Genomic DNA, 22,902 nt, shown 5'->3' with positions numbered 1-22,902 from the left:
TCTCTCCAGTTAAGGGTTTGCCTGCTGAACACTGGCCTGGGCCAGAGCTTTAATGCCTTCTATCAAGGCATGTAATCCATTGCTGCGGGAGGGGCTGAGGTGTTGCTCAAGACCCAGCGAATGGAACAGGGTATCAATATCGGTATCAATAATCGATTGCGCTGATTGCCCGTTAAAACGTTCCTGTAACAGGGCGATCAACCCACGAATAATCTTGGCTTCTGAGTCCGCCTGAAACTGGAGTGCTTCACTTGATCCCGAGCGTTGCACCAGCCAGGTATGGCTTTCACAGCCCAGCACTCTGTTCTGGTCGATTTTATCGGATTCTGGCAGGCCAGGCAGTGCTTTACCGGCCAGTAACAGCAGACGGTAGCGGTTGTTCCAGTCCGGTTGCGCTTTCAGTTGGGTGTAAAGCGATGCGCTGGGTTGTTCAGTATGGCGCTGGGCCGATTGTACCGGGCGACTGATCTGGTCCAGCGCGCTCAACAGTAGATCGACTTCGGTTTCCGTATTGTAGAACGCGAAGGATGCCCGGGTTGTGCCGCTCAGACCAAGGCAATGCATCAGCGGCATCGCACAGTGATGACCGCTGCGTACGGCAATGCCCTGTTGGTCCAGCAAGATGCCGATATCCTGTTGATGCTGTTGCTGCAGGGTGAAGGAAACCAGACTGACACTGGCTGCCGGTTGACCGATCCGTGTCAGCCCCTTGATCTGTTCCATGCCCTGCAGGGCTCGTTGCAGAAGTTTCTGCTCATGATCCGCCAGCACAGTATGGGGTTGGTTCGCCAGCCAGTTTAAGCCTGCCGCCAGCCCGATAGCGCCGGCGATGTTGGGTGTGCCAGCTTCAAACCGGAACGGTGGTGGCTGGAACTGGCTCTCGGTGAAGCTGACATGGGTGATCATTTCACCCCCGGCCTGCCAGGGTGGCATCTCTTCGAGAATACGCTGTTTGGCCCAGAGGGCGCCGATGCCAGTGGGGCCAAACACCTTGTGGCCTGAAAACAGATAAAAGTCAGCCCCCAGCGTTTGCACGTCAACCTTCAGATGAGGAAGGGCCTGGGCTCCGTCTATCAGTACCTTGGCTCCCGCCTGATGGGCGAGGGGGATGATCTGTGCCAGCGGATTGATGGTCCCCAGTGCATTCGATACGTGGGTAATGGCGACCAGACGGGTGCGGTCATTCAACAGAGTTTGGTAGGCCTCAAGATCCAGATCACCTGATTCCAGCAGCGGAATGACTTTGATTGCTGCCCCGGAGCGTTGTGCCAGCAGCTGCCAGGGCACAATGTTGGCATGATGTTCCAACGCACTGATCAGGATCTCATCACCGGGCCGCAGGCGCTGTCCCCAGCTGTTGGCTACCAGGTTGATGCCTTCGGTGGTGCCCCGGGTCCAGATGATCTCATTGGGGCTGGCGGCATTCAGATAACGGGCAACATCTTTGCGTGCCTGTTCGAACAGGTGAGTGGCCTGAGCACTCAAGTGGTGACTGGCGCGGTGTACATTGGCATTGCTTTGGCGGTAAAACTGTTCGATAGCGCGGATCACGCACTCTGGTTTTTGCGTGGTAGCAGCATTATCCAGATACACCAGCGGCTGTTGTCGGACCTGCTGGCTGAGCACAGGAAAACTGTTGCGCAGCCGTGCCAGATACTGTTCAGGATCAGCGGGTAGCGAGGTCATCTTCAGGGTCGGCGCCGGATTGAGCGGCCTGATGAGCCTGCTGTTTGAGGTAACGGCTTTGCCAGCGCGCATACATCATGGCGCTACTGAACAGCACACTGATCAGCAGAGTGTAACCCAGACCGTAACTGGCAGTATTGGGGTTGCTGGCACTGAGAACCGCCTGAATAAAAAACAGCAGCAGGAAGAAACAGAACCAGGCATGTCCCCGCGGGTTGCCATTGATGATGGTGGGGGCAAACAGCAAAAACGGCACCATATGCACCAGCCAGATTACCCAGGGGTTTGCTGTCGGTGCAGGCCCAAGATAAAGATGCCAGAGCGTAAACCAGAACAGCAACAGCAGATATGAGGTTACAACTACTACGCGCCCGAGGCGGGCTTTGCTTTGATAGTCGTGGTCGTCAGGGATATAGGGTTTCAAGGTCGTTGATCTTTTATCGTTGAGTGTTCATAAGCGCCAGCGCCAACTGTCCCAGGCGTTTGCCCTGTGCCCGACAGAGTTCAAGCTCGGTGGCATCCGGCATACGACGGGTTTCACCGGATACCAGACTGGCACCATAAGGCGAACCGCCGCCGGTTGTGGTGTGTAAGCCCTTTTCACTGTAGGGCAAACCAGCAATCACCATGCCGTGATGGATCAAGGGTAGCATCATACTCAGCAGAGTGGTTTCCTGCCCCCCATGCAAGCTGGTGCTGCTGGTAAATACACAGGCGGGTTTATCAATCAGCGCCCCTGACACCCACAAGCTACTGGTGCCGTCCAGAAAGTATTTCAGCGGGGCGGCCATATTGCCAAACCGTGTTGGGCTGCCCATGGCCAGGCCAGCACAGTTTGCCAGTTCTTCCGGTGTGCAATAGAGCGCACCTTCCTCCGGAATTGCAGGGTCTACGGCTTCACAGGTAGTGGAGACTGGCGGCACTGTACGCAGGCGTGCCTCGATCCCCGCCTGTTCCACGCCGCGGGCAATATGCTGTGCCAGCGCCCGGGTTCCCCCGTGGCGGCTGTAATAGAGGACCAGAACGTAGGGCGTGCTCACTTAAAGGATGTCCAGTACAGCTTTAGGTGGACGGCCAATCCGCGCCTGACCGTTCTTAATCACGATAGGACGCTCGATCAGTTTCGGGCAGCTCACCATGGCAGCGATAATTTCGTCATCACTCAGGGCAGGATTATCCAGACCAAGCTCGCTGTATTCAGCTTCTTTGGTCCGTAACAGTTCCCGCGGGCTGATACCCAGAAAACCGGTGAGCTCTTTGATCTCTGCAGCGGTGAGAATATCTTCCAGATATTTGCGCACCGTTGGGGTGATGCCCTGTTCTTCCAGCAATGCCAAGGTCTGGCGGGATTTGGAACAACGTGGATTATGGTAGATGGTAATGTCAGTCATCGGTTTTTCACTTATGCTGAATAGGGCAGCCAGTCCCCTAATTATTTGAAAGCAGTCGCAAATGGAGATGGCTGCGGTTTAGCGATATTGTATACATCTGAGGCCCATGGCGGAACCGCGCATGCATCTGATAAAAGGAACCCCGATGAGAAAGTTGCTGGATCACCGTTCACTGCTGTTTGTGCTGTACCTGTTCAGGCAGTTCATCGCCAACAAGGGGATTCTGAACGCAGCAGCGCTGACCTACACCACGCTGTTTGCGGTGGTGCCGTTGATGACGGTGTCTTACGCCATGCTGGCGGCAATTCCTTCGTTTCAGGATGTCGGGCAGGAGTTGCAGGGCTGGATCTTCCAGAATTTTGTCCCGGCGACGGGGCAGGTGGTGCAGGACTATCTGGCGGACTTTTCCAGTCAGGCTCGCAAGCTAACCGGCATCGGTGTGGCGGTGCTGGCGATTACCTCCATCATGATGATGAAAAATATAGAAGCCGCGTTTAACCGGGTCTGGCGGGTGAGTGAACCGCGTAAGGGGTTATCGAGTTTTCTGTTGTACTGGGCGGTGCTGAGTCTGGGGCCGATTTTGATCGGTCTGGGTCTGTTGCTAACCTCTTATCTGGCGTCATTGTCGGTTTTTACCAGCGCGACTGAGCTGGTTGGACGTGGGCGCCTGCTGGCTTTATTGCCGATGCTCCTTTCGGCGGCGGCCTTTACGCTACTCTACGTGGCGGTCCCCAATTGTCGGGTGCCGTTTAAAAGTGCCCTGGTGGGTGGTGTTGTGGTGGCACTGTTGTTCGAGACCGCGAAACGAAGTTTTGCGGCGTTTGTGACCCAGTTCCCCTCCTATGAACTGATCTACGGTGCGTTTGCCGCAGTGCCGCTGTTCCTGATGTGGATATTTATCAGTTGGGTCATCATTTTGATGGGTTGTGAGCTGACCCGGGCATTGGCGATTTACCGGCTGGAGGATGAATCCGATAAGGTGCCACACCTGGTTGTCATTCTCGATGTGTTGAACAGGTTATGGAAGGCTCAGGCCAACGGTCATGCGGTGCGTGATCGTATTTTGTTAAAGCAGGTAGATGGGCTGGATCAGGGGCGCTGGGATCAGTATCAGGTGTTGCTGCAGCAGGCTGGCATTATCACGCGCAGCGACAAAGGCGAGTATTTGCTTTGTCGTGATCTGAGCAAGTTGTCCATCGCCCAGTTGGACCGTGCCTTGCCCTGGCCGGTGCCTGCACCGCTGGATATTACCAGCCTGCAGCCCTGGCAGCGTGAGCTGAATCGGCGACTTGAAAGCGTGTCAGCGGCTAAAGCGGATCAGTTTTCAGTGTCGCTGGAGCAATTGTTTGAGGTGGGTCAGAAAACAGCCGACACTGTCGAGTCACCGGAACAGAAAGAAAGGAAACAGTGATGTCGGAGCTATGTCTTCAGGTCTGGGTCAGTGGTCGGGTACAGGGAGTCTGGTATCGACAAAGCACCTGTGATGAAGCACAGAGACTTGGATTAAAAGGCTGGGTGCGTAATCTGGATGATGGTCGGGTCGAGGCTTTGATCTGCGGTGATGAAATAGCGGTGCGTCATCTGGAAGCCTGGTTGTGGCAGGGGCCTGAACTGGCGCTGGTGGCAGATGTAGAGAGTGTTGTCAGGGAAGAGGTTGATGATTGCTCATTCCCATTTGAAGTCAGGCGCTAGCTTTTATAGCGGCGCTGATTGCGATACACCTTTTCCGGATACCAGGTTTTGCCGTAGGAGCCATTGTAGCGCGCCAGTGCTTCAGTTAGATTCCCTTTGGCGCGTTTCAGGTAGTGGTTGAGAATAGTACAGCCATAGCGCAGATTGGTGTCGATATTCATCAGGTTGTCGTCAGGGCGACCAATCTCATTCTTCCAGAAGGGCATTACCTGCATCAGTCCCTGCGCGCCAACAGACGAAATGGCAAAGCGGTCAAACAGGCTTTCGGTATGAATCACACCTAATACCAGATCAACCGGCAGTGACTGTTGAGTCGCTTCAGCATGGATCTTTTTCAGCAACTCAATTCGTTTCAGGTCATTTTTCACATAACGCTGGATACGTCCGGAGATATCGGTCAGCCAGACTTCGGCTTCAAACCGGTCGGTGAAGCTTTCCGCTGTGGCGAAACGCTCTTTAAGAGCGGAGAGTATCTCCGGATCTATTTGCTCGGGAACAGCAGCGACGGCCTGCACATGAGTGCAGGGCAGAAGCAAAAGATGGGCGCCGGTGAGGCAGATAAATTGGCGTCGGTTCATACGGTTAAGATCGTTTGCTGACGCTGTCAGTATTCCTGCTTGTGGCCTGAGGTGCAAATAAAAAAGCGATCACTTTGGTGATCGCTTTTTGTAAGAGGTCACACTTAGCGGCTGCTTTTTTCTGCCAGAACCTGCAGCAGGTCAGCGATGGCCACATCCTGCTTTTCGCTATCACGGCGGCCTTTGTATTCCAAGGTGCCTGCTTCAATGCCACGGGGGGATACCACTACACGGTGGGGAATGCCCATCAGGTCCATATCAGCAAATTTCACACCGGGGCTGGTTTTCTTATCCCGGTCATCCATGATGACATCGTAGCCAGCGGCGCGCAGATCCTGATACAGCTGGTCAGCCAGCGTTTTCACTTCTTCTGATTTGTCATAGTTCAGCGGGATCAGCGCAACATTAAAGGGTGCAATGGATTCCGGCCAGATGATGCCACCCTCATCGTGGTTCTGTTCAATCGCGGCCGCCACAACACGGGTGACACCGATGCCATAACAACCCATATCCATCACCACGGTTTTACCGTTCTGGTCCAACACTTCGGCATTCAGCGCGGCAGAGTATTTCTGACCAAGCTGGAAGATATGACCCACCTCAATGCCGCGTTTGATAACCAGTTCACCCTGTCCGTCCGGACTTGGGTCGCCCTCAACTACGTTGCGGATATCCGCAACTTCCGGCAGTTCGACGTCGCGGCCCCAGTTGATGCCAAACAGGTGTTTGCCATCAATGTTGGCACCGGCGCTGAAATCCGAGGTTTTCGCTACGGTACGGTCTGCGATACAGGGGATTGGCAGGTTAACAGGACCCAGAGAGCCGGGGCCTGCGCCAACCACGGCGCGAATCTGCTCTTCTGTAGCAAACTGCAGCGGTGAAGCCACCTGGGGCAGCTTCTCGGCTTTGATCTCATTCAATTCATGATCACCACGTACCAGCAGCGCGATAAACTCAGCCTCGCACTCTTCGGCGGCCACCACAATCAGGGTTTTGACGGTTTTTTCGATCGGCTGATTGTAGCCGTTTACCAGCTCTTCAATGGTTTTTGCATTCGGGGTATCAACGGTGACCATCTCCTGCGTGGGTGCAGCCAGCTCACCAGCCGGAGCCAGCGCTTCGGCCAGTTCCACGTTGGCGGCATAGTCACTGCTGTTGGAGAAGGCGATATCGTCTTCACCGGAGGACGCCAGCACGTGGAACTCATGGGACTTGGCGCCACCAATGGAGCCGGTATCTGCCAGTACTGGGCGGAAGTCCAGACCCAGACGGTTGAAGATATTGCTGTAGGCGGTGTGCATAACATCATAGGTTTGCTGCAGACTTTCCTGACCTACGTGGAAAGAGTATGCATCCTTCATGATGAACTCGCGGGAGCGCATTACACCAAAACGGGGACGGATTTCGTCGCGGAATTTGGTCTGAATCTGGTAAAAGTTGGCCGGCAGCTGTTTGTAGCTTTTAATCTCACGGCGAATCAGGTCGGTGATAACCTCTTCATGGGTGGGACCCACGCAGAACTCGCGGTTGTGGCGGTCATTCACGCGCAGCAGTTCAGGACCGTACTGCTCCCAGCGGCCTGATTCCTGCCACAGTTCAGCAGGTTGGATCGCGGGCATTAATACTTCCATGGCGCCAGCGTTATCCATCTCTTCACGCACAATGCGCTCTACCTTGCGCAGGGTCCGCAGGCCCAGTGGCAGCCAGTTATAGAGGCCAGACGCGACCTTTCGAATCAGACCCGCACGGATCATCAGCTGATGGCTGATCACCTCGGCATCGGACGGGGTTTCTTTTACGGTAGAGATCAGAAACTGACTGGCGCGCATAATAAGTTAAACCTGAAAACGAGAATGGAGACGGAAAACCGCCACATTGTAGGGGGCACTGGCGGAGCTGCCAAGTGTGATGCCGGGAATTTATCCCGGCGGGGACTCAGTGATCGTAGTTCTCGACAAAGTCGAACAGCTGATCCAGCTGGTGTTCATTGAAAACCGGATAGCCGTGACGCATCAGTTCAGCGGCGGCAATCCCTTGTCCTGAGGTTAGCTGGCCACTGAAACTGCCATCGTAGATCTGCTGATTACCACAGGAGGGACTTTTCGATTTCATCAGCGCACAGCACACATGCTCTTTTTGCGCAGTTTCGAGGGTTTTTTCCGCACCGGTCAGAAATTCCGGAGTGACATCTTCACCCTCACAGTTAACGACCAGGATAGGGTGTTTGCACTGAGCCTCAGCAGGCAGGCGCGGAACGCCAAGGCCACCGGAGACTTCCGGGCAGACTGAAACCAATCGCCCCTGAGCGTTCCATAACTGCAGAATCGGGTGCTCCAGTAGCTGGTGTTTGCCATCGTAGCGGACCTTTTCACCCAGCATGCAGGCACTGATAAGAATTTTTTTCATGGCGTGAACAGTTGTTATTTTTTGCGGCATTTTACTCATCCTGAAGGACAAGGCAAATCTGCAAAAGTCGTATTCTGTCACTAAAAGGGGGGTAAAAGTGCGAAAAGGTGAGAAAAAATGGCAGGTTAGCGAGTGCTGCCTGCCATTTAAAAGAGATATTAACTTTCCCGTTTGTCGACCATAAAGGTCGCTTCGCCGGTGGCGACCAGCTTCTCGCCGACATGCACATCAGTGCGGCATTTGACGCGACGGCGGCGCTCATCAATTTCAGTGACCGTTACTGAGGCGGTTGCGGTGTCTCCGATAAATACCGGAGCACGGAATTTCACCTGCTGGTCCACATAGATGGCTCCGGGTCCCGGCAGTTTGGTGCCAGCCACGGTTGAGATCAGGGCGGCGCTGAACATGCCGTGCACAATGCGCTGACCAAACTGCGTGGTGGCCGCATAGTCAGCATTGATATGAATTGGATTGGTGTCGCCGGAGATTCCGGCAAACAGGCAGACATCCGCTTCTGTAATCGTTTTGGCAAAGCTGTCGCTCATGCCCACTTCGAGATCTTCAAGGTAATAACCGTGAATCGTTTGCATAAAAAATAATCCTCATTGTCATCGATACGGGATGATTGCACTGCCGTCAGTGTGGCAAAAAACCGCAAAACCTCATCCTCTGTCAAGGGGTGGGTGCGATTGTCTGTCAACTTGAGGTCAAATCCTGTATCTTACGGGGCGATTTGACTATTGGAATTGAGATCTCCGTTGCCATGATTATCCAGCCAAAAATCCGCGGTTTTATCTGCACCACCACCCATCCAACCGGGTGTGAAGCCAATGTTCGTGAACAGATCGAATATACCCGTCAGAAGGGTGTTATCGAAAATGGACCCAAACGGGTGTTGGTAATTGGTGCATCCAGTGGTTACGGCCTGTCTTCTCGTATTGCTGCTGCATTCGGCAGTGGTGCGGCGACTATCGGTGTGTTTTTTGAGAAGCCCGGCACAGAACGCAAACCCGGTACTGCTGGCTGGTACAACTCAGCGGCCTTTGAAAAAGCAGCCCACGAAGAGGGGTTGTATGCCAAGAGCCTGAATGGCGATGCGTTTTCCAATGAAGCTAAACAGAAAGTCGTCGATCTGATTCGTGAAGACCTGGGTCAGGTAGATCTGGTGGTTTACTCGCTGGCCTCTCCGGTCCGTAAAATGCCGGATACCGGTGAAGTGATTCGCTCCTGTCTGAAACCGATTGGTCAGCCGTATCGCTCAACTGCGATTGACACCAATAAGGATGTCATCATCAACGCTGAAGTTGAACCGGCGACTGAAGAAGAGATTCAGGCTACCGTCACTGTAATGGGTGGCGAAGACTGGGAACTCTGGATGAACGCTCTGGAAGACGCAGGTGTACTGGCTGAGGGTTGTAAATCAGTTGCCTACTCTTACATTGGCTCTGATATCACCTGGCCAATCTACTGGGATGGTGCTCTGGGTAAAGCCAAGCAGGATCTGGACCGTGCGGCGGCGGCTATTAACAGCAAGCTGGCAACCACCGGCGGTCAGGCCAACATTGGTGTGCTGAAATCCGTTGTCACTCAGGCCAGCTCTGCCATTCCCGTGATGCCACTGTATCTGGCCATGTGCTTCAAAGTGATGCGTGAAAAGGGCGTGCATGAGGGCTGTATGGAGCAGGTCTATCGTCTGTTCAGTACCGGTTTGTATGGTGCTTCTGCTGAAATGGATGAGAAAAACCGTTTCCGTATGGATGACTGGGAACTGCGTGAAGACGTGCAGAATGCCTGCCGCGAGATCTGGCCTCAGGTGACCTCCGAGAACCTGTTTGATCTGACCGATTATCAGCTTTACAAGGATGAGTTCCTGAAGCTGTTTGGTTTTGGCATTGACGGCGTTGACTATGACGCTGATGTAAATCCGGATGTGTCATTCGAAGTGATCGATATCTGATCAAGCATTTCTTGAAAAAAGCGGAGCCTTGCTCCGCTTTTTTTATGGCTTCTCTTATTCATGCTATGTTCAGTTTTTGATCAGTTATAACAAAAACGAATAAAAATAAACTTTCGCTCCCTCCGCACCGATCTATAATTTTCTGACCCCTTAAAAAATAAGATCAAGAGAGGCTGATATGCTGTATTTTGCTTATGGCTCAAACATGAGCCTGCCGCGATTGCTGGCACGTCTGCCAGAAGTGAATTATCTCGGCCCGGCCGAGTTACAAGGCTACCAGTTGCGTTTCCATAAAAAAGGCACCGATGGTTCTGCTAAAGGCGATGCCCTGTATACCGGGAACAAACAGGACAGGGTCTACGGTGTGCTGTATGAGTTGTCCCCGCAGTTGAAAAGCCGTCTGGATGGTATTGAAGATGCCGGTGTGGGTTATGAAACGGTTCCGGTGACGGTGCTGGATAAGTTTGGGCGTAAATGCCGGGCCTGCACCTATGTAGCACTGCAGATCGATTGCAGTCTGCAGCCGTATGACTGGTATATGACCCATGTATTGTACGGTGCACAGGCCGCAGGTCTACCGCAGCAGTACATCAAGCGCATCCGACAGTATGCCGCTGTTCCCGACCCGAATGATCTGCGGACTGCCCGTGAGCAGCGTCTCTATCGCCAGTCAGATCTGGATCGGTTTGTATTTATGAAAACCGGGACGATGGCTGAACGTCATTGTCTCTGAGTAAAGGTTTTGACCCCCGCTAACGGCTTCAGAGCCTGACTGACTCTGGAGTCGTTTTCTTTTGCCAGTTGCTGACAGATCCAGTGACTGGTGCTTACCAGTTTTTCCAGTGACACGCCGGTTTCAATGCCCATACCCTGTAACATGTAGAGTACATCTTCAGTGGCGATATTGCCGCTGGCGCCGGGGGCGTAGGGGCAGCCACCCAGACCTGCAATTGAGGTATCAATCACACTGACACCAAACTGCAAAGCGGTCAGAATGTTGGCCAATGCCTGACCGTAGGTGTTATGAAAATGCACCGCAATGCGCTCAACGGGTACCTGCTGCGTAACCGTTTCAAGCAGTCTTGCCGTTTGCAATGGAGTGCCTGTGCCAATGGTATCGCCCAGTGAAATCTCATAGCAGCCCATGGCTGTCAGTTGCTCTGCCAGGTTGGCAACAGTCACGGGATCTGTTGGTCCACTGTAGGGGCACTCGATCACCGTTGAGATGTAGGCCCGCACGGGTAACTGATGCTGCTGTGCTAATTCAATCGCCGGAGCAAAGCGCTGCAGGCTTTCATCGGTGGTGCAGTGAATGTTGTGCTGGTTAAAGGCATCTGATGCTGCAGTGAATACCGCGACCTCGCTGACACCTGTGTTGATGGCGTCCTGAACGGCCCTGAGGTTGGGCGTCAATGCGGCATAACGCACACCGTTATGCCGTCGGATCTGCTGAAAAACCCCGGCAGAATCGGCCATTTGCGGTACTTTGCTGGCAGAAACAAAACTTCCGCATTCAATATGGGTTAGCCCACAGGCGGCCAGCCGCTCAATCAGTTTTACCTTGAGGGCGGTATTCAAGTGCAGAGCCGGTTCATTTTGCAGGCCGTCCCGTGGGCCTACTTCCACCAGTCTGACCCGCTTGGGGAGTGCATTGTGTGCCATATGATTCTCCAGAGGCTGGCTCAATTGGACCAGTTTGGCCGGCGTTTTGCCAGAAAAGCTGCGACACCTTCAAGGGCGGGTACTGAACGGCGTATCTCGGCCAGCCACTGACCGGTAGCCAACGGCAGTGAAAGCGGTTGTAACTGACGGATCAGCTGTTTGCACTGGCGCAATGCCTGAGGGTGGCCCTGTTGTAGCTGTTTAATGCGCAGTTGGGTTTGTTGTTCCAGCGCATCGTTATCTCTACACAGCTCACTCACCAGCCCGGCTCTGAAAGCTTCGGCGGCTGAAAAGGGTTCTCCCGAGAGCATATGCTGCATGGACTGCCGCCCGCCCATGCTGTGCATCAGATAGGGGGCGATAACCGCTGGAATCAGCCCCAGACGCACTTCGCTGCAGGCAAAACGGCTGGCGCTAGTGGCCAGCACCGTATCACAGCAGGCCAGCAGTCCCAGGCCACCACCCATGGCGCCGCCCTGCACTTTGCAAAGGGTTGGACAGGGGAAATGCCATAAGCGGTCCAGTACATTGGCCAGTAATTCCGCATCTTTCAGGTTTTCTGACCATTCAGCCTGTCCCATCTGCTGCATCCAGTTCAGGTCAACACCACTGCAAAACCAGTGACCTGCACCCTCAAGTTGCAGCAGCCAGAGGTCAGAACGCTGGGTAAGCTGTTCCAGATACCCCAGAAGTTGCTGAACCATGTCACCAGTGAGTGCGTTGCGTTTTTCAGGACGGTTGAGCCTGAGGATTACCCGGCCTGGCTGGGGTTCTGATTGTGTAATCCAGTTCTGCATCATTACCTCCTTAAATTCGAAAGATGCCAAAGCGGCTTTGAGGTCGTGGTGAAAGCATGCAGATATGCAGGCAGTGGCCCAGCACAAAGCGGGTTGCTGCCGGATCGATAATTCCGTCATCCCAGAGTCGTGCGGAGGCATAGTAGGGGTGACTCTGCTCATCAAAGCGGTCACTGATCTGTTGATGATAGGCATCTGTGGTCGCCTGGTCCTCATGCAGGTTTTGCTGTTTGAGACGCTCACGACGGACATCGCTGAGGACTGATGCGGCCTGTTGGCCACCCATAACGGCGATTCGGGCGCTTGGCCAGGTGAAGAGAAAGTCAGGGTCATAGGCACGGCCACACATGGCATAGTTACCGGCACCGTAGCTGCCACCCACAATCAGGGTAAGCTTAGGCACTTCAGCACAGGCAACAGCGGTCACCATCTTGGCGCCATGTTTGGCGATCCCTTCCTGCTCGTATTTACGGCCCACCATAAAGCCGGTGATGTTCTGGATAAACAGCAGGGGAATCTGACGTTGGCAACACAGTTGGACAAACTGACAACCCTTTTGGGCGCTGTCGCTGAAAAGAATACCGTTGTTGGCGATGATGCCCACCGGCTGTCCATAGAGCGAGGCGAAACCGGTGATCAGGGTGCGTCCGAACAGGCGCTTAAATTCGTCAAACTCTGAATCATCTACCAGCCGTGCAATCAGCGAACGCATATCCACGGGCTGGCGCATATCTCTGGGTATCAGGCTGTAGAGCTCACTGATTGCATAGCGGGGCGGGTGAGTATCGTGCAAGGGCGGCACGGGGGAGAGCAGGGGTTGGAGACAATCCCTTGCCTGTTGCAGGGCGTCAAGATCATTCTCAGCCAGATAATCCGCCACACCCGAGTGCTGACAGTGCAGTTCTGCACCGCCCAACTCCTCGGCGGTGACCCTTTCACCGGTGGCGGCTTTTACCAGTGGAGGTCCACCCAAATAGATGGTGCCCTGCTGTTTGACCATGATGGTCTGATCCGCCATGGCGGGGATATAAGCACCACCGGCGGTGCAGGGTCCCATCACCACAGCAATCTGGGGAATTCCTTCAGCGGACATGCGCGCCTGATTGTAAAAGATGCGGCCGAAATGATCTCGGTCGGGAAAAACCTCTGCCTGATAAGGCAGGTTGGCGCCGCCGGAATCCACCAGATAGACGCAGGGCAGGCGGTTTTTCATCGCGATGGCCTGGGCGCGCAGGTGTTTTTTAACAGTCAGGGGGTAGTAGCTGCCGCCCTTAACCGTGGGGTCATTGGCCACGATCATACAGGGGAATTGGTGGATATAACCGATCCCGCTGATGATGCCTGCCGCAGCGACGGGTTCCGGATAGACCTGATAGGCCGCCAGGGAGGAGAGTTCAATAAAGGGGCTGCCCTCATCCAGCACTGCTCTTATCCGGTCGCGGGGTAACAGGCGTCCACGTTGGCAATGGCGTTTCTGATAAAGGTCACCGCCGCCGCTTTCAATCTCCTTCAGGGTCTGATGCAACGCATCGGTCAGGCCCCGTAACCAGATTTCATTTTCAGCAGTACCTGGGTTGTTGGGGTTTAAAGGCGTTTCAAGGGGAAGCATATCAACCTCCTGTTAATGCCCAAGCATCAACTCACGGCCAATCAGCATGCGACGAATTTCAGAAGTGCCGGCGCCAATTTCATAGAGTTTCGCATCGCGCAGTATTCGTCCACAGGGGTACTCATTCATGTAGCCGTTGGCTCCGAGCAACTGAATTGCATCCAGTGCTATCTGTGTGGCCAGTTCAGCGCAGTAGAGAATTACACCGGCGGCATCCTTACGTTGCAGTGGGCCAGTGTCTGCGGCACGGGCAAGGGTATAGAGATAAGCGCGTGCAGCTGTGGTGCGACTGTACATATCCGCAAGTTTGCCCTGAACCAGTTCAAACTCGCCAATCGGTTTGCCGAACTGGTGTCGTTCCCGGCAGTAGGGCAGACAGGTATCCAGTGCTGCCTGCATCAGTCCAACCGGGCCAGCAGCCAGCACCAGACGTTCATAGTCCAGCCCGCTCATCAGGACTTCAGTGCCTTTATCGCGCGCACCGAGTATCGCGGTTTCCGCTACATAACAGTCATCAAAGCAGAGTTCGCAGGTATTGGAGCCACGCATTCCCAGCTTATCCAGCTTATTCAGGCGGGTCAGCCCCGGGTTGTTGCCCTCTACCAGAAACGCGGTGATGGCGGGATGATCAGGTGAGGTGCTGGTTTTGGCATACACAATCAGCAGATCGGCATCTGGTCCGTTGGTGATCCACATCTTATGGCCATTCAGTCGGTAGCCGCTGCCCTCTGGGGTGGCTTTCAGTTGCATCGACATGACGTCAGACCCTGCATTGGGTTCAGACATGGCGAGTGCGCCGACCGTTTTGCCGCTGATCAGGTCGGGCAGAAACTGCTGTTTTTGAATGTCGGAACCGTTGCGGACAAGCTGATTAACGCAGAGATTGGCATGGGCACCATAGGAAAGTGCCACTGAACCGCTGGCACGGCTTAACGCTTCCATGATCAGCGATTGTGCCAGATATCCCAGGCCCGCACCGCCATACTCCTCTGGTGCGGTGACGCCCAGCAAACCCAGTGCGCCCATGGCGCGCCAGAGCGGTTGAGGAAACTGATTATCCAAATCGATTTGTGCCGCCAGCGGGGCGATTTCGCGCCGGGCGAACTGCGTTACCTGCTCGGCCAGCAGGCGGTGAGTTTCATCCAGTCCGAAATCGGGTTCGGTATAAAACATGACTGTTTCCTCCGGTTTTCAGCACTGGGCTGATGAGGAATCAATACTGAAGCAGAGCTTCCCTGCAGCGGGTCTCGGCCTGCTCCAGTTCCAGTTGCAATATGGCAATGTCTCTCAACTGCTGATCCAGCTGGGTCTTTTTGGTGGCAATCCGACGCAGGGTTTCTTCCAGTTGTAAGCGACTTCCGGCCGGTGTGTCGTCCCACAGGGAGAGTAACTCCCGAATCTCCGCGATCGTAAAGCCAAGCCGTTTGCCGCGCAGAATCAGGATTAATCTCACCCGGTCCTGCCGACTGAAAACGCGGTTCTGGCCGTCGCGGGTTGGAAACAGTAAACCCTGATCCTCATAAAAGCGGATGCTGCGGCTGGTAATTGCAAACTCTTTACAGAGCGACCGTGTGGTATATGTTTGATTTGACATCGCAAAATAAGTTTACTTAAACGTAAATAAAATATAGTCAATATAGATATATTAAGCCAAAAAAGGCTCTTAAATAGTTACGTAAAGGTAATTAAAGATACGGTATCGTTTACCTGTAGTTGCAGGTGACTGAAGGGAATTGCAGTGACTTTATCCGGATATGAAATTTTTTACTGGCACTCGTTAACTGCATTGTTATGATGGTGCAGACAGGAGTGTTCTGTCCCTGTCACTGAACCTCTGCCATAAAAACTGTCTATCAGTGAGGCAAAGGTTTATTCACGCATGGCAGTATCAACCGAGGAGGGCACATAATGTCTCAGCATGAAAAGATCCACCCAAAATTCCTCGAAGCAATGGAGAAGCTGTCAGCAATGACAGAGGAGGAGCGCCTGTCTGATAAAAACAAGGATCTGTTTGAACAGGCCATGAATTATGCTCCACTGGACATTCAGCCCAAACTGGTGGCGATTCGTCGCAAGTACGATGAACTGCACTAAGCGTTGATGGGAATGAAAAACGCCGCAATGCGGCGTTTTTTGTGGACAGCAGCCAGGCTGCTTAATAATCCGCCATCATTTCATCCAGAGAAAGCGTACCCTCATAGTCCTCTGCATCCCCCAGCTCATTGAAGAGCGCCTCCTCGGGGTCGATGCTGTCAAAGCTGAAACTCTCCCGGAAATTCTCCAGACCCTCCAGCGTCAGGTCAAAGGCCTGATCGATCTGACTTTCGGTTTCCTCATCCAGGCTGTTAACACCATCCAGGATTTCGCGGGCTTCTGCGACCCCCTGCACGACGCCTTCCGTTATTTGATTCATAAAACGTTCAAGTACAACATCTTCGTTGAGCTCAGGGTGAGCAGAGAGATAAAAACTAAAAATTTCAATTGCCATGTTAACGAGCCGGTCGGCCACCATCTCTGCGGTGGGCTCCCAGCCGGCATCCAGAGTGTTATCCAGTAAGCGTTCTTCCAACTCCTGACAAAGGAGTTCGTTGATTTCATCCAGCGTGGTTTTATAGACCAGAATCAGTGCCTGACTGACATGATTGGATGTGCTTTGACAGACCTGCTGCAACAGGTCGAACTCATGGGTTACTTTGCGTTGAAAAATCAGACTGCTCACGGCGATACTCTGTGCTGCGGCATCTTGGGCTAAATCATGTTTTGCCAAAGTATGGAGACTCTGGCCTGGACGTGCTGCTTCCATTAATGCCTCCACGGTGTTCTGTTTTTATTATGTTGTTCTTCATACAGTATTGTTGAAGGTGTTGCTGATATGTTGATATTTATTCAACTGCGGCGCTGATAGGTCAGATTTTGTTCAATTACCTCACAAAGTTTACGTATTAAAGAGGGAATTACCGGGGTCGTCGGTCGTAAAAAAGGAGTTCATTTTGATCGTGAAAATCACTCATGCTGTTGTTGGCCGGTTGGCTATGCTCTTGCTGATTTTGTTATTTGCCGGTTGCGCGCAGGTGGCCGTCCTGCCGGAAAAACCGGATTTTCAGGGCGATGTTGAACTTCAGCGCTGGCCTGGCGAGGTTAGAGAAACGTCGGGACTTGCCCGTTATGAGGGACTCAACTGGACACTGAATGACAGTGGTAACCCTGCCAGCCTGTTAGCGATTGATGATGCAGGTGGGCTGATTAAACAGGTTTTTCTGACCGGTGCTGAAAATATCGATTGGGAAGCGATGGCGCAGGATGAAGAAGCTCTTTATGTGGCTGACTGTGGCAACAATCGGGGTAAGCGCGAGCGGTTTACCCTTTACCGGGTGAGCTGGGCGGCACTGCAGCAGGCTCCCTCTGGCGGGGAGGTGGCAGTGACCAGGCTGCAGGTACGGCTGGCGGATTATCAGCCGCCGGAGAACCGGCTGCACAATTTTGATTGCGAGGGGCTAACGGTTGTTGGCAATGAACTCTGGTTGTTCAGCAAAAACCGTGGCGATGGTCAGACCCGGCTGTATCGCCTCGATAAACATCAACCAGAACAGACCGTCGAACCGGTTGCATCATACCCGGTGGCGGGGCTGATCACCGGTGCTGATTATAATCCACAGACTCAACAGCTGGTGCTGTTGGGCTATTCAAGACAACGTCTGCTGGGCTATTCATTTATCTGGCTGGTGCCGGTTGATGGTTTGCCGGACTGGAGCCGTGCCCTACGGATCACGCTGCAGATCTATGCGCAGTGGGAGGCGGTCAAATGGCTTGAGGATGGTCGCCTGCTGCTGAGCTGTGAGGACAGCCCGCTGCTCGGCGTCAGCCGGGGCATTATGACCCCGCGTCTGGCCAATGATGAACTGTGATTGCCTGCCGACAGCCGGAATGAATTCCTCTATAATGCCGCCTTTGTTTTCGCTAGCCATCTTACTGACCCACTATGCTGCAGATTTATAACACCCTGACCAAAAGCAAGGCGCCGTTTACTCCCCTGGAAGCGGGCAAAATCAAGATGTATGTCTGTGGCGTTACCGTGTATGACTTCTGTCATATCGGTCACGCCCGGGTCATGGTGGCGTTTGATGTGATCACCCGTTACCTGCGCGCCCGTGGCTGGGATGTGAATTATGTGCGCAATATCACCGATGTGGATGACAAGATCATCAAACGTGCGGCTGAGAATGGTGAAGCACCTGCGCAGCTGACCGAACGCATGATTGCAGCGATGCATGAAGATGAAACCGCTCTGAATGTGCTGCGCCCGGACCAGGAACCCCGTGCTACCGGCCATATGCAGGATATTATTGCGCTGGTGGAAACCCTGATCGAAAAAGGGTTTGCCTATGCTGCCAGTAACGGTGATGTCTATTACCGGGTGGAGAAGTTTGCGGAATATGGTCGCCTGACCAACAAAAATGTTGATGAGCTGCGCTCCGGTGCCCGGGTTGAAGTGGGTGAAGCCAAAGAGAGCCCACTGGACTTTGTGCTCTGGAAAGCGGCCAAAGCCGGTGAAATAAGCTGGGAGTCTCCCTGGGGACCAGGCCGTCCTGGCTGGCACATTGAATGTTCCGCCATGTCTAAATGCTGTCTGGGCGATACCTTTGATATCCACGGGGGTGGACCGGATCTGCCATTCCCGCACCATGAAAACGAAATCGCGCAGTCCGAAGCGGCCAATGGCGTGAAGTACGTCAACACCTGGATGCATGCCGGTCCGGTGCGGGTGAATTCAGAAAAGATGTCCAAGTCTTTGGGTAACTTCTTCACCATTCGCGACGTACTGAAAGAGTATGACCCCGAAGTGGTGCGCTTTTTCCTGGCCCGCGTGCATTACCGTACCTACATCGACTACAGCGAAGACAGCCTGCGGGAAGCCCGCACCATGCTGGAACGTTTCTATCAGGCACTGGAAGGTGTGCAGGCGACTGCAGTTGAGTCTGAAGGTGAGTTTGAACAGCGTTTTTATGACGCGATGGACGATGACTTCAATACCCCGAAAGCGGTTGCTGTGCTGTTCGATCTGGTGAACGAGCTGAACCGCGTCAAGCGAGAACAAAGCCCGGAAGCCGGTGTGCTGGCTACCCGTCTGATTCAGTTGGGCGCTATTCTCGGATTGCTGCAGCAGGATCCTGCCAGCTTCCTGCAGGGTGAGGCGAAAGAGGGTGAACTGACGGCGGAGCAGATTGAAACGCTGATTGCTGACCGCGCCAGTGCCAAGGCCAATAAAGATTATGCCGAGGCGGATCGAATTCGTCAGTCCCTGCTGGATCAGGGCGTGGTGCTGAAAGACAGCCGCGAAGGTACTAGCTGGTACCGCGAAAGCTGAGTCAGCAGTTCCGCATGCCACTTAAAGCCACCCTCAGTCATGTCGGTGGCTTTTTTATGTGGCCAAAGCAGCACGTTGGGCAGTTTTTTGTACAGGTTGGTCCTGCTGTTTGGAAAGGCCTGTGTAGGAATTAACATAAACTGAAGCTAACAATGAAACTGTCCCGTTGACGGGTGTTACAGTGGCGATTCCCTCTTTATACAAAAGCCGCTCAGCACTGTCTTTTTAAATAATCGGAGGCAATGGCATGTATGGACTCTGTGAAAGGCTGATCGACTGTCCTTACTGTGGCGAGAGCATCACCGTGCTGATAGAGGCGCTGGATGAGGCGCAGGAGTATATCGAAGACTGCCAGGTCTGTTGTCGGCCGATTGTGTTTCACGTCACCCCATCACCGAGTGGGGAACCGGAGCTGGTGGTGCTCACAGAAAATGACAGTTATTAGTACAGCTGCTGAGTGCAGCTGTTAATCGACTGATATTGTTATAAAAATAGCAACACAGCGTTGATGGCGTAAAAGTGCTTATGGAATTTATTCGGCTGTGCTTAGATGGCGTTTGCCCATCTGCTTATTGAAAGGAGTCATAATGAGTTTACGCAACACCGCTCGAAATTACGGCAGCATTGCCAAATGGATTCACTGGTCGACTGCACTGCTGTTTCTGGGTTCTTACATCACGGTTTACTACCGGGAGTTCTTCACAGAGCCGAAAACACCTGAGAATATCACTGCTATCCAGCTGCACTTTTCCATTGGGGTCACAGTGGCGGTACTGGTGATTTTGCGGATTATCTGGAAACTCACCAATCCGGCGCCTGCAACTGAGGGTACACCACTGCAGCAGCGGGCCGCCAAAATCGGACACGGTCTGCTTTATCTGCTGATGATAGTCATGCCGATCACCGGTTATCTGGGCACCGGAGCGCCAACCAACTTCTTCTTTCTGTTTGAGATCCCCAGCTTCAAAGATACTGCACTGTTTGCCCAGCAGTTTGCCCCGACAATGACCTTTAAAGAATTTGAGAAACCGTTTGATCTGATTCACAAGGCGATTCTGGGTGAATTTCTGTTGTGGATGCTGATTCTGGGTCATGCCGGTGCAGCGCTTTATCACCACCGGGTGTTGGGCGACCGTACCCTGAAAAAAATGACGACCGGTAATTAACTACCTGAAGCGGTGATCTTCTCATCACCGCTTCACTATGATTGCTTTTATGAAACAACGACTCTTACCTCCAAGTTCTATTCTGATTACCGGCTGCTCCTCTGGTATTGGCCATCACTGTGCGCATGCTCTGCAAAAACAGGGCTACAAAGTCATTGCCACCGCCCGTACCCTGTCAGATGTAACCCGGCTGCAAGCCGAGGGACTGACCGCCATTGTGCTGGATCTGGCGGATAGTGACTCAATCAGTCATGCCATCGAGCAGACCCTGAAGCTCACCGGCGGCAAATTGGATGCCCTTTTTAATAACGGTGCCTTTGGCTTGCCGGGTGCGGTGGAAGACCTGAGCCGTGCAGCGATGCAGCATCAGTTCAATACCAATGTGTTTGGTACCCAGGAGCTGACCAACCGGCTGGTGCCGATTATGCGCGCACAGGGTTATGGCCGGATTATCTACAACAGCTCCATTCTGGGATTTGCCGCCATGCAGTATCGTGGTGCATACAATGCCAGCAAATTCGCACTGGAAGGCTTTGCCGATACCCTGCGTCTGGAACTGCGTCAGGATAATATTCAGGTCAGTCTGATTGAGCCTGGCCCGATCCTGTCAGATTTTCGCAAGAATGCCTTTACCCAGTTCAAACAGTGGATACCACTAAAGGGCAGTGTGCATCAGGCCCAGTATCAGGCCATTATCGACCGGCTTGAGATGGAAGGCCCCGCCGCTCCCTTCACGCTGGGGCCGGGGGCGGTGGAAAAAGCACTGCTGCATGCCCTGCAAAGTCCCAAATCCCGGATACGTTACCGGGTGACCTTCCCGACTCGCTTATTTGCTGTTTTAAAACGCTTATTGCCCGGCCGCTGGCTGGACTATGTATTGTTGAAAGCGGGTAGCGATGGCAAACGTTAACCGGTTCTGAGGTCTGTAGAATTAGGCTTTGACGGGTGCGCGCTGGCCAGAAAAAATGCCGGATGGGTTTTGTGCCTGACCTGGGTAGTGTTATTGTTTCAAACGCGCTTTGAACTGCACAGCACTCCAAACGGTGTTTGATTTTAAGATGATTCGCTATTTTGGCTTTGGTTCCAATATGAACATCATTTCGCTTCGTGCGAAAGGGGTGGAACCGTTGTCAGCGTGCACTGCAGTCCTGCCTGGTTGGCGGCTGCGTTTTAATGTGCAGCATTTCTTCCGGCATGAAGGTGGCGTGGGCAATATTGAATACACTGGCCAGCCCGGCGACCGGGTACGGGGTGTGCTGTATGACTGCCCGGAAACCGCACTGGTGCCACTGGATGCGGCTGAAGCCTGTGGCCACGGTTACGACCGGATTACGGTTGAGGTGGACAGAGACGGAGCACCGGTTTCTGCGTTGACCTACATCGGCATGCCGGAGTTTATTGATAATACCTGCCTGCCCAGTCAGCGTTACCTGAATTTGCTGGTCGCCGGGGCCCGCCATGCCGGAATTGAGGATAGCTATATACAGCAATTGCTGTCACACCCGGTTCATAGCCCGCAAGACTATCCTGTGTTTACACCACCGCCCGGTGAATTTCCTGTGTTTGATAGCCACTCTCTGGCGCAGCAACCGTTGTATACAGCGTTGTATGGTGCGGTATTTGATATGTCCGCAGCGCGGCCGTTACATGCATATCTGAAGCAGTTTTTCGGCGGGCGGGATATGACACTGTTTCATATCAAGCGTCTGGACAGCAGTGATGGAAAAGAATCTCTGGATGATATCCGGCAGGGACGCCTCAACCCGGCTCAGCGACACTACCTGAACAGCTACCTGAATGAATATGCCCGGGAGTATCGTTACGTAGGTCGCTTCACGTACAACGAGGAATGAGGACAATCATAATGGATCAGTATCCACCGGCTTTGCCCCATGGTGCCATCGAAGAGGTGTTTCCGGATGTGTTTTTTGTCAGCGGAGCGATGGAAACCGTATTACAGGGGCTGGACTGGCGTTTCAGCCGTAATATGACCGTGGTACGCGACGCTGATCGCCTGATCATTATCAACAGTGTACGTCTGGATGATGCTGGTCTGGCGGAGCTTGAGCGGTTGGGCCGGGTGACCGATGTAATCCGGCTGGGTGCGCTGCATGGCCGGGATGATCCTTTTTATGTCAGCCGCTATGGCGCTAAGTATTGGGCCTTGCCCGGCATCGAACATGAAACCGGACTGGAGGTGACAGATCGCCTGACGCCTGATGCAGAATTGCCGATTTCGGATGCCAGTCTGTTCAGCTTCCAAACGACGCATATCCCTGAAGCGATACTTCATCTGGATCGTTCTGACGGTATTGTTATCGCCTGCGATGCCTTGCAGAACTGGCATGCGCCGGATGACTTCTTTTCTGAGGATTCCTCTGCATTGATGCAGCAGATGGGCTTTTTCTCTCCGGCTAATCTGGGCCCTGTCTGGGTGCAGGCCGCAGCCCCCACTGGTGAGGATTTCACCCGGCTCAAGTTGCTGGCGTTCAGTCATGCCCTGTGCGGTCACGGACAACCGCTGCGCAATACCGCACATGAGGACTACAGTGCTACATTCCGACGTATGTTCAGTGTCTGAAGCGGATAGCCC

At 53.5% G+C, this 22,902-nt stretch carries 26 protein-coding genes; 12 read left to right on the top strand and 14 right to left on the bottom strand.

Going from position 1 to position 22,902, the window contains the following annotated elements; genetic code table 11:
- Positions 1-9 precede the first annotated feature (9 nt).
- The 4 genes from P2G53_RS02365 to arsC are packed head-to-tail and all read right to left on the bottom strand — an operon-like array spanning position 10 to position 3,077.
- Positions 10-1,686, bottom strand: coding sequence for a SufS family cysteine desulfurase (locus P2G53_RS02365; RefSeq protein WP_275813163.1), 1,677 nt, complete (start codon positions 1,684-1,686; stop codon positions 10-12).
- A complete protein-coding gene (locus P2G53_RS02360) occupies positions 1,667-2,110 on the bottom strand; it encodes a DUF2069 domain-containing protein (protein ID WP_275813160.1) in 444 nt (147 codons plus the stop codon). The genes P2G53_RS02365 and P2G53_RS02360 overlap by 20 nt, the downstream gene beginning before the upstream one ends.
- Before the next feature lie 13 nt (positions 2,111-2,123).
- The gene (gene wrbA, locus P2G53_RS02355; RefSeq protein ID WP_275813158.1) at positions 2,124-2,726 is read right to left on the bottom strand and encodes an NAD(P)H:quinone oxidoreductase; all 603 of its coding nucleotides are present in this window, start codon (positions 2,724-2,726) and stop codon (positions 2,124-2,126) included.
- Positions 2,727-3,077: an arsenate reductase (glutaredoxin) gene (gene arsC / locus P2G53_RS02350; protein ID WP_275813155.1), complete on the bottom strand. Its 351-nt coding sequence runs from the start codon at positions 3,075-3,077 to the stop codon at positions 2,727-2,729. It lies immediately after the preceding gene.
- 145 nt (positions 3,078-3,222) lie between these two features.
- Between arsC and P2G53_RS02345 the strand changes: the two genes are divergently transcribed.
- Together P2G53_RS02345 and P2G53_RS02340 are read left to right on the top strand one after the other, a co-directional pair.
- The gene (locus P2G53_RS02345; RefSeq protein WP_275813152.1) at positions 3,223-4,488 is read left to right on the top strand and encodes a YihY family inner membrane protein; all 1,266 of its coding nucleotides are present in this window, start codon (positions 3,223-3,225) and stop codon (positions 4,486-4,488) included.
- The gene (locus P2G53_RS02340; protein ID WP_275813149.1) at positions 4,488-4,769 is read left to right on the top strand and encodes an acylphosphatase; all 282 of its coding nucleotides are present in this window, start codon (positions 4,488-4,490) and stop codon (positions 4,767-4,769) included. Before P2G53_RS02345 ends, P2G53_RS02340 begins: the two co-directional genes overlap by 1 nt.
- On the opposite strand, the gene P2G53_RS02335 is transcribed toward P2G53_RS02340, so the two are convergent.
- The 4 genes from P2G53_RS02335 to P2G53_RS02320 form a co-directional block, all read right to left on the bottom strand.
- Positions 4,766-5,347 (bottom strand): lytic transglycosylase domain-containing protein, encoded by a 582-nt coding sequence (locus tag P2G53_RS02335; RefSeq protein WP_275813147.1) that lies wholly within the window; start codon positions 5,345-5,347, stop codon positions 4,766-4,768. The two genes, P2G53_RS02340 and P2G53_RS02335, sit on opposite strands and share 4 nt — an antisense overlap.
- A gap of 104 nt (positions 5,348-5,451) precedes the next feature.
- The gene (locus tag P2G53_RS02330; RefSeq protein ID WP_275813144.1) at positions 5,452-7,176 is read right to left on the bottom strand and encodes a proline--tRNA ligase; all 1,725 of its coding nucleotides are present in this window, start codon (positions 7,174-7,176) and stop codon (positions 5,452-5,454) included.
- A 106-nt stretch (positions 7,177-7,282) separates the two neighbouring features.
- Positions 7,283-7,753 carry a DUF523 domain-containing protein gene (locus P2G53_RS02325; protein ID WP_275813141.1) on the bottom strand — a complete coding sequence of 157 codons (471 nt, stop codon included), beginning with the start codon at positions 7,751-7,753 and terminating at the stop codon, positions 7,283-7,285.
- Between the two features lie 158 nt (positions 7,754-7,911).
- Complete coding sequence (locus tag P2G53_RS02320; RefSeq protein WP_275813138.1) at positions 7,912-8,343, bottom strand: MaoC family dehydratase; 432 nt, start codon at positions 8,341-8,343, stop codon at positions 7,912-7,914.
- A 173-nt stretch (positions 8,344-8,516) separates the two neighbouring features.
- On the opposite strand from P2G53_RS02320, the gene fabV reads away from it, so the two are divergent.
- Both fabV and P2G53_RS02310 read left to right on the top strand, forming a co-directional pair.
- Positions 8,517-9,710, top strand: a complete 1,194-nt coding sequence (fabV, locus tag P2G53_RS02315; protein ID WP_275814080.1) for an enoyl-ACP reductase FabV — start codon at positions 8,517-8,519, stop codon at positions 9,708-9,710.
- Positions 9,711-9,888: 178 nt separating this feature from the next.
- Positions 9,889-10,443: a gamma-glutamylcyclotransferase family protein gene (locus P2G53_RS02310; protein WP_275813135.1), complete on the top strand. Its 555-nt coding sequence runs from the start codon at positions 9,889-9,891 to the stop codon at positions 10,441-10,443.
- On the opposite strand, the gene P2G53_RS02305 is transcribed toward P2G53_RS02310, so the two are convergent.
- From P2G53_RS02305 to P2G53_RS02285, 5 genes are read right to left on the bottom strand one after another with little or no spacing between them, the layout of a single operon-like run.
- Positions 10,431-11,372: a hydroxymethylglutaryl-CoA lyase gene (locus P2G53_RS02305; RefSeq protein ID WP_275813131.1), complete on the bottom strand. Its 942-nt coding sequence runs from the start codon at positions 11,370-11,372 to the stop codon at positions 10,431-10,433. The two genes, P2G53_RS02310 and P2G53_RS02305, sit on opposite strands and share 13 nt — an antisense overlap.
- A 20-nt stretch (positions 11,373-11,392) precedes the next feature.
- Positions 11,393-12,169 carry an enoyl-CoA hydratase-related protein gene (locus P2G53_RS02300; RefSeq protein WP_275813128.1) on the bottom strand — a complete coding sequence of 259 codons (777 nt, stop codon included), beginning with the start codon at positions 12,167-12,169 and terminating at the stop codon, positions 11,393-11,395.
- Between the two features lie 10 nt (positions 12,170-12,179).
- Entirely contained in the window at positions 12,180-13,778 is a 1,599-nt protein-coding gene (locus tag P2G53_RS02295; protein ID WP_275813125.1) for a carboxyl transferase domain-containing protein, read from the bottom strand.
- A gap of 12 nt (positions 13,779-13,790) precedes the next feature.
- Positions 13,791-14,951 carry an isovaleryl-CoA dehydrogenase gene (locus tag P2G53_RS02290; RefSeq protein WP_275813122.1) on the bottom strand — a complete coding sequence of 387 codons (1,161 nt, stop codon included), beginning with the start codon at positions 14,949-14,951 and terminating at the stop codon, positions 13,791-13,793.
- Positions 14,952-14,991: 40 nt separating this feature from the next.
- On the bottom strand, positions 14,992-15,372 hold the full coding sequence (locus P2G53_RS02285; protein WP_275813119.1) for a MerR family DNA-binding transcriptional regulator: 381 nt from the start codon (positions 15,370-15,372) through the stop codon (positions 14,992-14,994).
- Between the two features lie 314 nt (positions 15,373-15,686).
- Here P2G53_RS02285 and P2G53_RS02280 point away from each other — a divergent pair, with 314 nt between their 5' ends.
- The gene (locus P2G53_RS02280) at positions 15,687-15,872 is read left to right on the top strand and encodes a hypothetical protein (protein ID WP_275813117.1); all 186 of its coding nucleotides are present in this window, start codon (positions 15,687-15,689) and stop codon (positions 15,870-15,872) included.
- Positions 15,873-15,933: 61 nt separating this feature from the next.
- Here P2G53_RS02280 and P2G53_RS02275 read toward each other — a convergent pair whose 3' ends face one another.
- Positions 15,934-16,497 carry a DUF5610 domain-containing protein gene (locus P2G53_RS02275; RefSeq protein ID WP_275813115.1) on the bottom strand — a complete coding sequence of 188 codons (564 nt, stop codon included), beginning with the start codon at positions 16,495-16,497 and terminating at the stop codon, positions 15,934-15,936.
- 277 nt (positions 16,498-16,774) lie between these two features.
- Here P2G53_RS02275 and P2G53_RS02270 point away from each other — a divergent pair, with 277 nt between their 5' ends.
- From P2G53_RS02270 to P2G53_RS02240, 7 genes are all read left to right on the top strand, one after another.
- Positions 16,775-17,683 (top strand): hypothetical protein, encoded by a 909-nt coding sequence (locus tag P2G53_RS02270; protein ID WP_275813113.1) that lies wholly within the window; start codon positions 16,775-16,777, stop codon positions 17,681-17,683.
- Positions 17,684-17,757: 74 nt separating this feature from the next.
- Positions 17,758-19,143, top strand: coding sequence for a cysteine--tRNA ligase (gene cysS / locus P2G53_RS02265; protein WP_275813111.1), 1,386 nt, complete (start codon positions 17,758-17,760; stop codon positions 19,141-19,143).
- Positions 19,144-19,390: 247 nt separating this feature from the next.
- A complete protein-coding gene (locus P2G53_RS02260) occupies positions 19,391-19,588 on the top strand; it encodes a CPXCG motif-containing cysteine-rich protein (RefSeq protein WP_275813109.1) in 198 nt (65 codons plus the stop codon).
- A 142-nt stretch (positions 19,589-19,730) separates the two neighbouring features.
- Positions 19,731-20,309, top strand: coding sequence for a cytochrome b (locus tag P2G53_RS02255; RefSeq protein WP_275813107.1), 579 nt, complete (start codon positions 19,731-19,733; stop codon positions 20,307-20,309).
- A gap of 49 nt (positions 20,310-20,358) precedes the next feature.
- Positions 20,359-21,219, top strand: coding sequence for an SDR family oxidoreductase (locus P2G53_RS02250; protein WP_275813105.1), 861 nt, complete (start codon positions 20,359-20,361; stop codon positions 21,217-21,219).
- A gap of 148 nt (positions 21,220-21,367) precedes the next feature.
- Entirely contained in the window at positions 21,368-22,162 is a 795-nt protein-coding gene (locus P2G53_RS02245; protein WP_275813103.1) for a gamma-glutamylcyclotransferase family protein, read from the top strand.
- A gap of 11 nt (positions 22,163-22,173) precedes the next feature.
- Positions 22,174-22,890: a hypothetical protein gene (locus tag P2G53_RS02240; protein ID WP_275813101.1), complete on the top strand. Its 717-nt coding sequence runs from the start codon at positions 22,174-22,176 to the stop codon at positions 22,888-22,890.
- Positions 22,891-22,902: the final 12 nt, after the last annotated feature.

It is taken from the genome of Neptuniibacter sp. CAU 1671, from assembly GCF_029222905.1.
Taxonomy (GTDB): domain Bacteria; phylum Pseudomonadota; class Gammaproteobacteria; order Pseudomonadales; family Balneatricaceae; genus Neptuniibacter.
Note: the sequence above shows the minus strand (reverse complement) of the source record. Positions and strands in the feature narration are given on the sequence as shown.

Excerpts from the sequence above, each read along its gene's own strand:
- P2G53_RS02365 (WP_275813163.1), bottom strand. The coding sequence starts at position 1,686 with ATGACCTCGCTACCCGCTGATCCTGAACAGTATCTGGCACGGCTGCGC.
- arsC (WP_275813155.1), bottom strand. The coding sequence starts at position 3,077 with ATGACTGACATTACCATCTACCATAATCCACGTTGTTCCAAATCCCGC.
- P2G53_RS02345 (WP_275813152.1), top strand. The coding sequence starts at position 3,223 with ATGAGAAAGTTGCTGGATCACCGTTCACTGCTGTTTGTGCTGTACCTG.
- P2G53_RS02340 (WP_275813149.1), top strand. The coding sequence starts at position 4,488 with ATGTCGGAGCTATGTCTTCAGGTCTGGGTCAGTGGTCGGGTACAGGGA.
- P2G53_RS02335 (WP_275813147.1), bottom strand. The coding sequence starts at position 5,347 with ATGAACCGACGCCAATTTATCTGCCTCACCGGCGCCCATCTTTTGCTT.
- P2G53_RS02330 (WP_275813144.1), bottom strand. The coding sequence starts at position 7,176 with ATGCGCGCCAGTCAGTTTCTGATCTCTACCGTAAAAGAAACCCCGTCC.
- P2G53_RS02325 (WP_275813141.1), bottom strand. The coding sequence starts at position 7,753 with ATGAAAAAAATTCTTATCAGTGCCTGCATGCTGGGTGAAAAGGTCCGC.
- P2G53_RS02320 (WP_275813138.1), bottom strand. The coding sequence starts at position 8,343 with ATGCAAACGATTCACGGTTATTACCTTGAAGATCTCGAAGTGGGCATG.
- fabV (WP_275814080.1), top strand. The coding sequence starts at position 8,517 with ATGATTATCCAGCCAAAAATCCGCGGTTTTATCTGCACCACCACCCAT.
- P2G53_RS02310 (WP_275813135.1), top strand. The coding sequence starts at position 9,889 with ATGCTGTATTTTGCTTATGGCTCAAACATGAGCCTGCCGCGATTGCTG.
- P2G53_RS02305 (WP_275813131.1), bottom strand. The coding sequence starts at position 11,372 with ATGGCACACAATGCACTCCCCAAGCGGGTCAGACTGGTGGAAGTAGGC.
- P2G53_RS02300 (WP_275813128.1), bottom strand. The coding sequence starts at position 12,169 with ATGCAGAACTGGATTACACAATCAGAACCCCAGCCAGGCCGGGTAATC.
- P2G53_RS02295 (WP_275813125.1), bottom strand. The coding sequence starts at position 13,778 with ATGCTTCCCCTTGAAACGCCTTTAAACCCCAACAACCCAGGTACTGCT.
- P2G53_RS02290 (WP_275813122.1), bottom strand. The coding sequence starts at position 14,951 with ATGTTTTATACCGAACCCGATTTCGGACTGGATGAAACTCACCGCCTG.
- P2G53_RS02285 (WP_275813119.1), bottom strand. The coding sequence starts at position 15,372 with ATGTCAAATCAAACATATACCACACGGTCGCTCTGTAAAGAGTTTGCA.
- P2G53_RS02280 (WP_275813117.1), top strand. The coding sequence starts at position 15,687 with ATGTCTCAGCATGAAAAGATCCACCCAAAATTCCTCGAAGCAATGGAG.
- cysS (WP_275813111.1), top strand. The coding sequence starts at position 17,758 with ATGCTGCAGATTTATAACACCCTGACCAAAAGCAAGGCGCCGTTTACT.
- P2G53_RS02260 (WP_275813109.1), top strand. The coding sequence starts at position 19,391 with ATGTATGGACTCTGTGAAAGGCTGATCGACTGTCCTTACTGTGGCGAG.
- P2G53_RS02255 (WP_275813107.1), top strand. The coding sequence starts at position 19,731 with ATGAGTTTACGCAACACCGCTCGAAATTACGGCAGCATTGCCAAATGG.
- P2G53_RS02250 (WP_275813105.1), top strand. The coding sequence starts at position 20,359 with ATGAAACAACGACTCTTACCTCCAAGTTCTATTCTGATTACCGGCTGC.
- P2G53_RS02245 (WP_275813103.1), top strand. The coding sequence starts at position 21,368 with ATGATTCGCTATTTTGGCTTTGGTTCCAATATGAACATCATTTCGCTT.
- P2G53_RS02240 (WP_275813101.1), top strand. The coding sequence starts at position 22,174 with ATGGATCAGTATCCACCGGCTTTGCCCCATGGTGCCATCGAAGAGGTG.